The organism is Pseudomonas sp. KBW05 (genome assembly GCF_003852405.1).
Classification (GTDB): domain Bacteria; phylum Pseudomonadota; class Gammaproteobacteria; order Pseudomonadales; family Pseudomonadaceae; genus Aquipseudomonas.
In genome coordinates this window covers 78,431-90,214 of the sequence record NZ_QAJM01000007.1, presented here as the reverse complement: position 1 = coordinate 90,214, position 11,784 = coordinate 78,431, and the positions used below count along the sequence as shown (strand labels likewise).

The following is an 11,784-nucleotide window of genomic DNA, read 5'->3' as shown; positions in this document are numbered from 1 at the left end:
CATCACTCCGAATCGAATTAGCGTTTGTCTTGTTACGAAACGCTTTTTCAGATTCGGAGGTTAATCATGTTTCCTCGGCTGACCCGTTTGCTGGACAACGTCAATGTCCGCCTGAAGCTTGCCCTGGGTTTCGGGCAAGTCCTGATACTTAGCCTCGTCATCGCTGTGACCGGCTGGCAAGCCTTGAATGCCGTGCTGTTTCGCTCCAGCAACCTCGCGGCCCTGGGGCAACTGGCAGCTGTCGCCGAGGGCATGCGCGCGGACCGTATCGTGTATCGCACCCTGACGGACTCTGCCAGCCTGGGCAAAGTCGCTGCCCGGATCGACAAGGTCGAACAGCACCTCGCTTACCTCGCCAGCCACCTCAAGGACCCGGCAGACCTGCAACGCGTGCAGGACAGTCTGCGCCTGGTCGAGGGGTTCAAGAGTGCCCTCGCCGAACTGCCCCCGCTGATCCAGCAGCGCGAAGGCAGCCGTGGCCCGCTGAAGAAAATCAGCCTCCAGGCCAGCGACACGCTCGCCCAGGTCGCTAGCGAATTGCCTGACCAGAACGACCAGAACGCCCTGGATGCCATCGAGAAACTGCGCCAAACCATGGAACAGGCCGAAGACCGCGCCCAGAGCCCTGCCTGGGCAGCGTCCTCGCTGGATGCCTATGCCGATGAGGTCAGCCAGTCGCTCGCCGTCCTGGAGGCCGCACAGGCCGCAGTCACCCAACTGCCGGTAGACGCCGTACTGCTCAAGACCGACCTGGCCAATTACCGCGAACAACTGCTCAAACTCAAAGAGATCCAGCTCACCACGGAAGCCGTGCAGAACCGTTTTGAACACCAGCTCGACGAGCTGCTGGAACACAGCGACCTGCTCAGCCAGGGCCAGATGGTGAAGCGCGAACGGGAAGCCGAACACACCCGTACGCTGCTCATCAGCGTGACCGCCGCCGCCCTGCTGCTGGGCGCCGTGGCGGCCTGGTGGATCGCCCGGCAGATTGCCGTACCCCTGCGCGAAACCCTGGCGGCGGCCAATCGCATCGCCAAGGGCGACCTGAGCCACGACATCCACGTAGAGCGCCGCGACGAACTGGGGAGGCTGCAACAGAGCATCGGGCAAATGACCGGCAACCTGCGCACCCTGATCAGCGGTATCGGCGACAGCGCCCGGCAGATTGCCAGTGCAGCGACGCAGCTATCCAGCGTCACTGAGCAGACCCGCGACGGGATCAACAAGCAAAAAGACGAAACCGATCAGGTCGCCACCGCCATGAACGAAATGCTCGCCACGGCCCAGGAAGTTGCGCGGCATGCCGAACAGGCTTCCGTCGCCGCTACCGAGGCGGACCGCCAGGCCGATGCTGGCGACAAGGTGGTCGCGCGGGCGGTTGACCAGATCGGCCAGTTGGCCAACGAAATGGCGCTGTCCAGCCAGGCGATGGCGGCGTTGCAGCAAGAGAGTGAGCAGATCGGCAGCGTATTGGATGTGATCAAGTCGGTGTCCCAGCAAACCAACCTGCTGGCCCTGAACGCCGCCATCGAGGCGGCACGTGCCGGCAGTGCCGGTGAAGGCTTCGCCGTGGTGGCCGACGAGGTTCGCAGCCTGGCCCAACGCACCCAGGAATCCGCCGAGGAAATCGAAGGCCTGATCCAGCGCCTGCACAACGGCACGCGGCAGGTGGCCAGCCGCCTGGACAGCAGTCGCAACCTGACCGACAACAGCGTCAGCCTGACCCGCGATGCCGGCGATGCACTGGCCGAGATCGCCCGCACCGTATCGATCATCCAGGAAATGAACCCGCAGATCGCCGCCGCGGCCGAGGAGCAAAGCGCGGTGGTCGAAGAGATCAATCGCAGTGTGTTGAAGGTGCGCGATGTGTCCGAACAAACCGCCGCCACCAGTGAAGAAACGGCGGCGGCGAGTGTTCAGTTGACGCGATTGAGCGTGGACTTGCAGGCGCTGGTGGGCAAGTTCAGGTTATAGAACCTGACGCAGGAAGGCCTGGGCACGCGGGTCTTTCGGCGCGTCGAAGAACTCGGCCGGAGCCGCGTCTTCCAGCAGTTTGCCGTGATCGAAGAACAACACCCGGTCGGCCACTTCACGGGCAAAGCCCATTTCGTGGGTGACGCAGACCATGGTCATGCCTTCCAGGGCCAGGGTCTTCATCACGTCCAGCACTTCGCCGACCATTTCCGGGTCCAGCGCCGAGGTGGGCTCATCAAACAGCATCACCTTGGGTTCCATGGCCAGCGCGCGGGCAATCGCGACCCGTTGCTGCTGGCCGCCAGAGAGGCGCGACGGGAACTCATTGGCCTTTTGCGCAATGCCGACCTTTTCCAGCAACGCCAGGGCCTTGGCCTCGCGCTCTTTCTTGCCGCGCTTGCGCACGACTTTTTGCGCCAGGCAGAGGTTTTCCAGCACGGTCATGTGGGGGAACAGGTTGAAGTGCTGGAACACCATGCCGACTTCGCGGCGATAGGCGTTCACGTCGGTCTTCGGGTCGGCCAGTTGCAGGCCGTCGATGCTCACCGAGCCCGAGTCGAACTCTTCCAGGCCATTGAGGCAGCGCAGGAAGGTGGACTTGCCGGAGCCCGACGGGCCGATCACCACCAGCACTTCGCCCTTGGCCACCTGGGTGGTCACGTGGTCCACCGCGCGCACCACATGGCCACGGGTGTCGAAGACTTTTACCAGATCGCGGACTTCAATCACTTTGCGCGAGCCTCCGCTCAAGCCGGCTGGCCATTTTCGACAGCGGCAGGTTGATCAACAGGTACAACCCTGCAACGCAGAACAGGATTTCAAACGGCGAAAACGAGGTGGTGATCACTTCGCGGCCGCTTTTGAGCAGTTCGGTAATGGCGATCACCGAGACCAGCGAGGTGTCTTTCACCAGGCTGATAAATTGCCCGGCCAACGGTGGCAGTACGCGCTTGAACGCTTGCGGCAACACCACATGGCGCATCGACTGGCTGGCGCTCAGGCCCAGGGAGCGGGCGGCTTCGTTCTGGCCACGGGTGATGGACTGCACGCCAGCGCGCACGATCTCTGCCACGTAGGCACCGGTGAACAGCGACAGCGCGGCGATCCCGGCGAATTCCCGGGACAGGTTGAGCACCGTGCCGATAAAGAAATAGAAGATGAAAATCTGCACCAACAGCGGCGTTCCGCGCACCAGTTCGACGTAGATCGTCGACAGATCGCGCAAAGTGGGGTTGTTGGACAGCCGGCACAAACCGGTCGCCAAGCCAATCGCCAGCCCCAGGATGCCGGACACCACCGATAGCCACAGCGTGGTCCACAAGCCCCACATCAACGGGCCCAACGCCCAATGCCGGGTCACGCCGATCACATCGCCTTCGGCCACGTCATCGCCGCGCGCCACTTGCAGGCTGTTATCGGCCACGGTCAGCTTTTGCTCGGCGCCCGCGTCGTTGCGCAGGGTTACTTCGGCAACGTCGCCTTTGCGCACCAACTCGACCACGGTGGAAATATCCGCCGCGCGCTGGGACGTTTCAGCCTGGTAGGCGAAGTACTGCGGTACGCGGTTCCAGCGCCACTCGTAGGACATCAAGGAGGTGGCGTAGTACAAGGCGCCGGCCAGGCCAACCAGCACGACCACGGTCAGCAGGTGCCAGGGCCATTGGGCTTTTTTCTGTTTCATTTCAAATTCCGCGATTTGTGTTGCTTGTCAGGCCGTCTTCGCGAGCAAGCCCGCTCCCACACTTGACCGAGTTCCAACATGAAAATGCGGTCAAAATGTGGGAGCGGGCTTGCTCGCGAAGGGCGCGACTCGGTCTAAACCTTTATTCCATGTCCTTGAGCCACTCGGAGCTCTTGAACCACTTGTCATGGATGCGATCGTAGGTGCCGTCGTTACGGATCTGGTGCAGGAAGTTGTTGATGAAATTGATGCTGTCGTAATCGCCTTTTTTCAGGCCAAACGCCAGGGGTTCGAAGGTGAACGGTTCTTCGAGGAACACCAGCTTGCCGTTACCGACTTTCTTCTCGGCGACCACGTTGTACGGCGCGTCATACACAAAGGCATCGGCCTTGCCGTTGACCACGTCCAGCACGCCTTCTTGCTCATTGTCATAGCCATGGTACTTGGCTTTGGAGATCAGCTTCTTGGCGACCATCTCACCGGTGGTGCCCAGCTTGGAGGTCAGGCGGTATTTCTCGTCGTTCAGGTCTTTGTAGGACTTGATGGTGCCTTCCAGGTCCTTGCGGATCAGCAGGGTCTGGCCGACCACGATGAACGGTTCGCTGAAGTTCAGGCGCAGGTTGCGCTCCTGGGTCAGGGTCATGCCGCTGCCGATCATGTCGAACTTGCCAGTCAGGAAGGCCGGGATGATGCCGTCGTAACCGGTGGACACCAGCTCCAGCTTGACGCCCATGGACTTGGCCATGGCCTTGAGGATGTCGACTTCGAAGCCGATGATTTCACCGCGCTTGTCGGTCATTTCGAATGGCATGTAGGTCGGGTCCATGCCGACTTTCAGCGTACCGCGCTTGACCGCATCGTCAATCGCGCCGGCCTGGGCCGCATTGGCCGCGACCAGCGCGGTGACGCCGAGCAGCAGCATCGAAAGATACTTTTTCATCATCAAGTCCCCTGAACGATTCTTATAAGGTTGGCGCACAAAAGGGCTGCACCATAACGGGGTGCGATCTTAACCCACTCGCTGCCCGTCACAAAGGTTTCACGGGTATTTGTTGTCGGTGTATGTCAGAAAAGCCCCACAAACGCCGGGGGAACCGCAGGGGTAGACGCTTCAGCGACCGCGCTCGGCAATCGGCTGATATGTAAGCAGTTATGACTTTCACTCAACGTCTGCCATCCAGGCCGTGTCCTTGAACCACTTGTCGTGCAGCCGATCATAGGTGCCGTCCTGGGCCACCTGATTGAGGAAGTGATTGATCCAGTTGAGGCTGTCGTAATCGCCCTTTTTCAGGCCGAACGCCAGGGGCTCGTAGGTAAAGGGTTGTTCAAGGGCAAACAGACTGGCGTTTTCTGGTCGGCTGATGGCGATCAGGTTATAGGGCGCGTCGTGGACAAACGCATCAGCCTTGCCCTCCACCACTTGCCGCACGCCTTCTTCCGGCGTGGTGAAACTGCTGAGCCGGGCCGCCCCCAGGAAGCGTTGCGCCGCCAGCTCCCCGGTGGTGCCTTCGGTGGCCGCAATCCGGTAGCCCGCTTCATCCAGCTCTTCGATGCTGGTGACCTTGCCCGCCAGGCTGGGATGCAGCAACACGGTCTGGCCCACCACCATGAAGGCATCGCTGAAATTCAGCTTGAGATTGCGTTGCTGGGTAACGGTCATGCCGCTACCGATCAGGTCGAAGCGTTTCGCCAGCAGCCCCGGCAGCAGCTCCGTGTAGGGCACCGCAACCAACTCCAGCTCAACGTCCAGGGCCCGGCTCATGGCGTGGAGCAAGTCGATTTCAAAGCCGACGATACGCCCCTGCCGGTCGGTCATTTCAAAGGGCACATAGGTGGGCGTGGTACCCACCTTGAGCACGCCGCGCCGCACCGCGTCATCCAGGGCGCCGGCAAACAGCGGGCCACTCTCCATCAATGCGACAGCGCCAACCAGCAACGCCGAACAATACCTCTTGAACATGAATATCCCCGTGACGAATCAAATGTGCGGGGCGATGCTAACCCAGCCACAGGCACGGCAATACGCCTCGATCAAGGGTCTTTTGTTTCGAAATAACAAGGAGTTAGCGCTAACAGGAAGAAGCGCGAAACGCTGTAGGACCAGCGTTTCAAATGCCCCCGGAGTGAACCCCCGGGGGCGTCTGAATCAGGCCGGCTGGGCCTGGGAGACTTGCGGTTGCAGCGGCAGCAACGGTGCGTGCGGATCAGCCTTGATCGATTCACGCCACGCCCCCAGCCACTCGGCATGCCCTTCGCTCCAGACCTGCTCGTGCAGGCGGGCCAGGGCGACCGGGTCACTGAGCAAGGCCACACGCTCGCCGTTGTTGAGGCCGGCAGGGCCGACTTTCAACGCATGGCGCACACGCTCGGCGCGCAGGTACTCGATCGGCTCCGCTTCGCGGTGACGCGAAGTCGCCAGGGCACACGCCAGGGCGTTCTGCTGCGGGTCGACCACGGCGCGTACAAAGCCGTCGTTGAGTGCATGCCAACGGTTTTCGTGGGTGTACTTCTCGGTGGACAGCAGCGCCTGCGGCGGATTGTATTCCTCAGGAATCAGGAACAGGCTCTCGTCGCGGGACTTGAGGCCCAGCTTGACCCGACTGGAAATCACCGAGACCGGGATCGACAGCATCAGCGAACCGACGATCGGCACCAGCCACCACAGGAAGCTCGGGTTCAGCCATACCACCAACAGCGCCCACAGGAAGCCCAGCACGGTTTGCGGACCGTGGCGCTTGACCGCCTCGCTCCACGGCGTGGAGTCGTCGTCACGCTGCGGCGAGTTCCAGGTTGCAGCCCAGCCGAGGAACGCGGCCAGGACGAAACGGGTGTGGAAGATCATCCGCACCGGCGCCAGCAACATGGAGAACAGCATCTCCAGCAGCATCGACAGGGTCACCTTGAACTTGCCACCGAACTCTTTCGCGCCCTTGGCCCAGATCAGGATGATGCTCAGCAACTTCGGCAGGAACAGCAGCACGATGGTGGTGGAGAACAGCGCCACCGCCTTGTCTGGATGCCATTGCGGCCACAGCGGGTACAACTGGCGCGGGGCCATGAAGTACTGCGGCTCCATCAGGGTGTTTACCGCCAACAACGCGGTGGACAACACCAGGAAGAAGAACCACAACGGCGCCGACAGGTACGACATCACGCCGGTCAGGAACACCGCGCGGTGTACCGGGTGCATGCCTTTGACCAGGAACAGGCGGAAGTTCATCAGGTTACCGTGGCACCAGCGACGGTCACGCTTGAGTTCGTCCAGCAGGTTCGGCGGCAGTTCTTCGTAGCTGCCCGGCAGATCATAGGCAATCCACACGCCCCAGCCGGCACGGCGCATCAGCGCGGCTTCGACGAAGTCGTGGGAGAGGATCGCACCGGCGAACGCGCCTTTGCCCGGCAACGGCGCCAGGGCGCAGTGCTCGATGAACGGCTGCATGCGGATGATCGCGTTGTGACCCCAGTAGTGGGATTCACCCAGCTGCCAGAAGTGCAGGCCAGCGGTGAACAGCGGGCCGTACACGCGGGTGGCGAACTGCTGCATGCGCGCATACAGGGTGTCCATGCCCGACGCACGCGGCGCGGTCTGGATAATCCCGGCATCCGGCGTGGCTTCCATCAGGCGCACCAGACTGGTCAGGCACTCGCCGCTCATCACGCTGTCGGCGTCGAGAACGACCATGTACTTGTAGTCACCGCCCCAGCGACGGCAGAAGTCGTCGAGGTTGCCGCTTTTGCGTTTGACGCGACGGCGACGGCGGCGATAGAAGATCTTGCCGAAACCACCGGCTTCACGGCACACGTCGAGCCAAGCTTGCTGTTCGGCGATGCAGATGTCGGCGTCATTACTGTCGCTGAGCACGAAGAAGTCGAAGCGGTCCAGGTCGCCCGTGGCGGCCACCGATTCGAATGTGGCGCGCAGGCCGGCGAATACGCGGGGCACGTCTTCGTTGCAGATCGGCATCACCAGCGCGGTGCGGGCGTCCTTCGGAATCGGCTCGTCACCGGCACTTTTACCGGAGATGCGGTATTTATCGTGACCGGTCAGCAGTTCCAGGAAGCCCATCAACGCGGTCCAGAAACCGGCCGAGACCCAGCAGAACAAGATCCCGAACATGATCAGGATGCTGGTTTGCAGGGCGTAAGGCAGGACCTGGGTGGCGGTTTGCAGCAGGGTCTGGTTGCGGATTTCGTCGAAGTCGACGAGCGACCAACCCTGGTACGGCATGATGCCTTTCATGTACCAGCCGGCAACGATGGTCTGGCCGAGCATCAACACCAGCAGGATGTAGCGACGGATCGAACCCACGGTACGCCAGCGCGCAGCCGGCAGTACACGTTCGTCTTTCGGCGGCTTCGGCGGGTTGGTGCGACCGGTCATCCGGCGCCAGCCGCGCACCAGGATGTTGGTGCGCCAAGGCTCGGGCACCACTTTGGTCCGACGAATCGGCGGCGTGGCTTTCAGGCACACGCGACCTTCGGCATCGAGCACGAGCATTTCGGCGTCTTGCAGCTCTTCGGCGCTGTTGAGCAGCAACCGAGGGCCCACCGACGCTTGGGCGGCGTCGGTCGGGGCGTCGAAGGTGGACGACGACAAGCGTTCATGCAACTCGCTGAAAGACTTGCAGCCCGCCAGCTCGGCGCGCTGCTCGGCAGTCATCGGGAGGTGCGCCAGGTACTCTTGCAGAGTCTCTGGCGTGGCTTGGGAATTACTCATCGGCAGGCAACTGATAGCTCCAGGTCTCGGTCAGGACTTGTTCGGTCTTGATCGGCTCCGGTGTGGCTGGGGCAGCTTCTGGCTGCTTGTCTTTCGCGTCTTTTGCGTCTTTCTTGGCCTGCTTCTCGTGTTGCTTGGCCAGCACTTTGTCGGCTTTGAGCACGTGGCTCGAATCCTTCTCAGGCTCAGGCTTGACGATGTCTTGCACCAGGGCCGCACGCATTTCGGTCGGCTTGCCTGCGTCTTTGATCTTCATGCGCAGGGTCAGGCGCCAGCCTTTGGTGTGCTCGTTGTAGCGCACGCTGTTTTCAACCAGTTCAGCGTTGTCGCCAACACTCACCTGGCTGCGCACCGGGGCGTCCGCCGGCAGCGCCTTGAGGGACGGGCCCTCGAAGTCCACCAGATAGGCCACGCTGCCGTCCGGCTGACGGATCAGGTTGGACTGCTTCACGTCACCGGTGGAACGCAGGGTCTGCTTGACCCAGGCGCTGTCGGCCGGGTGCAGGGATTTTTCGTCCATGGTCCAATGCAGGCGGTAGGCGACGTCCAGCGGCTCGCCCGGTTTAGGCAGCTCGGCCGGGCTCCAGAAGGCAACGATGTTGTCGTTGGTTTCGTCGGCGGTCGGGATCTCTACCAGATCAACGGAGCCCTTGCCCCAGTCGCCTTCAGGCTCGATCCAGGCGCTTGGGCGCTTGTCGTAGTTGTCGTCGAGGTCTTCGTAGTGGCTGAAATCGCGGCCACGTTGCAGCAGGCCGAAACCTTTCGGGTTTTCGACGGTGAAGTTGCTGACCGACAGGTGTTTAGGGTTGTTCAGTGGGCGCCAGATCCACTCGCCGTTGCCGGCATGGATCGACAGGCCGCTGGAATCGTGCAGCTCACGACGGTAGTTGAGCACCTTGGACGGCTGGTTCGCACCGAACAGGAACATGCTCGTCAGCGGGGCCACGCCCAGCTTGCTGACCTTGTCGCGCAGGTACATCTGGGATTTCACATCGACAATGGTGTCGGTGCCCGGACGCAGGGTCAGGCGATAGGCGCCGGTCGCACGCGGGGAATCCAGCAGGGCAAAGATCACCAGCTGTTTTTCACCCGGTTTCGGACGCTCGATCCAGAACTCGGTGAAACGCGGGAATTCTTCGCCGGACGGCAACGCGGTGTCGATCGCCATGCCACGGGCGGACAAGCCATAGGCCTGGCCCTTGCCGACGACGCGGAAGTAGCTGGCGCCGAGCATGGTCATGATTTCGTCTTGCTTGTCGGCCTTGTTGATCGGGTACAGCACACGGAAACCGGCATAACCCAGTTGTTCGGTGGCTTTTGGATCAAGCTTCATGTCGCCGAAATCGAAACGCGATGCGTCATATTTGATTTCGTTGACGCTGTCGGCCGTGACTTCGTTGATTTTCACCGGCGTATCGAAGTGCATACCCTGGTGATAGAAGGACAGCTTGAATGGGGTGTTCTGATCGGCCCACTCAGCTTTTTCGTTGCGGAAACGAATCTTCTGGTAATCAGCGAATTTCATTTCGCGGAATTCGTTCGGCAGATTGCTGCGCGGCGCTTCGTATTTCTGCCCGGCCAGCTCTTTAGCCTTGGCCGACACATCATCCAGACTGAATGCCCACAGTTGACCCGCGCCGAACAGGCAAAACAGGGCAGAGCCCGTCACCAGTGCGTTTCGTAACCGTTTGGCAGACAATTTTGGTGCATTACAGGGACTAACAATCACGAGCAACCCTCGCCGAAAACAGATCAAAAAACCAACGGCCAGCTATCTATATGCCAGGTTGGCGAGCATTGTTCCGACTCCCCTGGGGCAAAATGATTCCCCATTGGCAGTCGGACAAGTCTCTACCTAAGTCAAAAATGGACCAAACAACGCTGATCCCCGTAGCGCGCGATTATCTAGTAGCCCGCGAGACAACGCATCAGGGGCAACGAAGTATTTGTAGTGAAAACCTGCGTTTTTAGGCATTAAAAGTCGTTTTTAATACATTCATGTCTGGAGCAGGAAGGTCACAGGGCCATCATTGACCAAATGCACCTGCATATCGGCACCAAAACGCCCCGACCCCACCTTGCCATGCAATTGTTGCGCTTGTACCAGCAAATGCTCGAAAAGCGCCGCGCCCAAGGCCGGAGGGGCCGCCGTGGAGAAGCTCGGCCGCAACCCGCTCTTGGTGTCCGCTGCCAGGGTGAACTGCGATACCAGCAGCAAACCGCCGTCGATGTCCTTCAACGACAGGTTCATCTTGCCCTCATCGTCGCTGAACACCCGATAGTTAAGCAGCTTGTGCAACAGTTTGTCGGCGCTCTCAGGCGTATCGCCTGGTTCGACCGCCACCAGCACCAGCAAACCCTGGTCGATAGCCCCGACAATTTCCCCAGCTACTTCGACCCGGGCGCCGCGCACCCTTTGTAACAAACCTTTCATGCTTCTTCGGGCGGCAGGTCAAGCAGGCGCCGGGCCATCTCGCCGGTCGCACGCACCAACGCATCGGTAATACCGGGCTCGGATGCCGCATGCCCGGCCTCGCGAATCACCTGCAATTCACTGTTGGGCCACGCCTGATGCAGCTCCCAAGCGTTATCCAACGGGCAGATCATATCGTAGCGGCCATGGATGATTACGCCAGGCAGATGGGCGATCTTGTGCATGTCGCGAATCAGCTGGTTGGGCTCCAGGAAGGAGTTGTTGGTGAAGTAGTGGCACTCGATCCGCGCAATCGACAGCGCGCGCTGCGGCTCGGAGAAACGCTCCACATGCTGCGGGCTCGGGCACAGGCCGAGCATGCGCCCTTCCCAGCCGGACCAGGCCTTGGCCGCGTGCATCTGGGCAATCTGGTCGTTGCCGGTGAGGCGCTTGTGGTAGGCCGCGATCATGTCGTGGCGCTCCTCCGCAGGAATGGGCGCGAGGTAATCCTGCCAGTAATCCGGGAACAGGCGGCTGGCACCGGCCTGGTAGAACCATTCGATGTCTTGCGGGCGGGCGAGGAAGATGCCGCGCACGATCAGGCCAAGCACACGCTCGGGGTGGGTTTGCGCGTAGGCCAGGGCCAGGGTCGAGCCCCAGGAACCGCCGAACAGCACCCATTTGTCGATGCCCAGGTGTTCGCGGATGCGCTCAAGGTCGGCGACCAGGTCCCAGGTGGTGTTGTTTTCCAGGCTCGCACGCGGGGTGGAGCGCCCGCAGCCACGCTGGTCGAAGGTGACAATGTGATACAGGTTCGGATCGAAATAGCAGCGACTGTTGGCATCGCAACCGGCACCAGGGCCACCGTGGATGAAGACGACGGGCAAGCCTTCGGGGGAGCCACTTTCGTCGACGTACAGGGTGTGCGTGTCATCGACGGCCAGATCGTGCCGGGCGTAGGGTTTGATCTGTGGAAACCAAGTCTGCATTGCGCGCTCC

At 61.2% G+C, this 11,784-nt stretch carries 8 protein-coding genes and 1 pseudogene; 1 reads left to right on the top strand and 8 read right to left on the bottom strand.

The genetic code is table 11. The features are described 5' to 3' along the window. Positions 1 to 66: 66 nt before the first annotated feature. Entirely contained in the window at positions 67 to 1,974 is a 1,908-nt protein-coding gene (locus tag DBR46_RS06170; protein WP_124525429.1) for a methyl-accepting chemotaxis protein, read from the top strand. Here the strand turns inward: DBR46_RS06170 and DBR46_RS06165 are convergent. The 8 genes and pseudogenes from DBR46_RS06165 to pip all read right to left on the bottom strand — a co-directional run bounded on the left by DBR46_RS06165 (position 1,969) and on the right by pip (position 11,774). Then, a complete protein-coding gene (locus DBR46_RS06165; protein WP_017738829.1) occupies positions 1,969 to 2,703 on the bottom strand; it encodes an amino acid ABC transporter ATP-binding protein in 735 nt (244 codons plus the stop codon). The two genes, DBR46_RS06170 and DBR46_RS06165, sit on opposite strands and share 6 nt — an antisense overlap. Further along, the gene (locus DBR46_RS06160; RefSeq protein ID WP_017738828.1) at positions 2,696 to 3,655 is read right to left on the bottom strand and encodes an amino acid ABC transporter permease; all 960 of its coding nucleotides are present in this window, start codon (positions 3,653 to 3,655) and stop codon (positions 2,696 to 2,698) included. The genes DBR46_RS06165 and DBR46_RS06160 overlap by 8 nt, the downstream gene beginning before the upstream one ends. Positions 3,656 to 3,797: 142 nt before the next feature. After that, complete coding sequence (locus DBR46_RS06155) at positions 3,798 to 4,595, bottom strand: transporter substrate-binding domain-containing protein (RefSeq protein WP_026137058.1); 798 nt, start codon at positions 4,593 to 4,595, stop codon at positions 3,798 to 3,800. A 219-nt stretch (positions 4,596 to 4,814) separates the two neighbouring features. Continuing rightward, a complete protein-coding gene (locus tag DBR46_RS06150) occupies positions 4,815 to 5,615 on the bottom strand; it encodes a transporter substrate-binding domain-containing protein (RefSeq protein ID WP_124525428.1) in 801 nt (266 codons plus the stop codon). Between the two features lie 148 nt (positions 5,616 to 5,763). Then, positions 5,764 to 8,372, bottom strand: a pseudogene (gene mdoH / locus DBR46_RS06145) (glucans biosynthesis glucosyltransferase MdoH). Further along, entirely contained in the window at positions 8,365 to 10,101 is a 1,737-nt protein-coding gene (locus DBR46_RS06140) for a glucan biosynthesis protein G (protein ID WP_124525426.1), read from the bottom strand. The pseudogene mdoH and the gene DBR46_RS06140 overlap by 8 nt, the downstream one beginning before the upstream one ends. Before the next feature lie 267 nt (positions 10,102 to 10,368). Beyond that, positions 10,369 to 10,806 carry a D-aminoacyl-tRNA deacylase gene (gene dtd / locus DBR46_RS06135; protein WP_017738823.1) on the bottom strand — a complete coding sequence of 146 codons (438 nt, stop codon included), beginning with the start codon at positions 10,804 to 10,806 and terminating at the stop codon, positions 10,369 to 10,371. Continuing rightward, positions 10,803 to 11,774 (bottom strand): prolyl aminopeptidase, encoded by a 972-nt coding sequence (gene pip / locus DBR46_RS06130; protein ID WP_124525425.1) that lies wholly within the window; start codon positions 11,772 to 11,774, stop codon positions 10,803 to 10,805. Before pip ends, dtd begins: the two co-directional genes overlap by 4 nt. Positions 11,775 to 11,784: the final 10 nt, after the last annotated feature.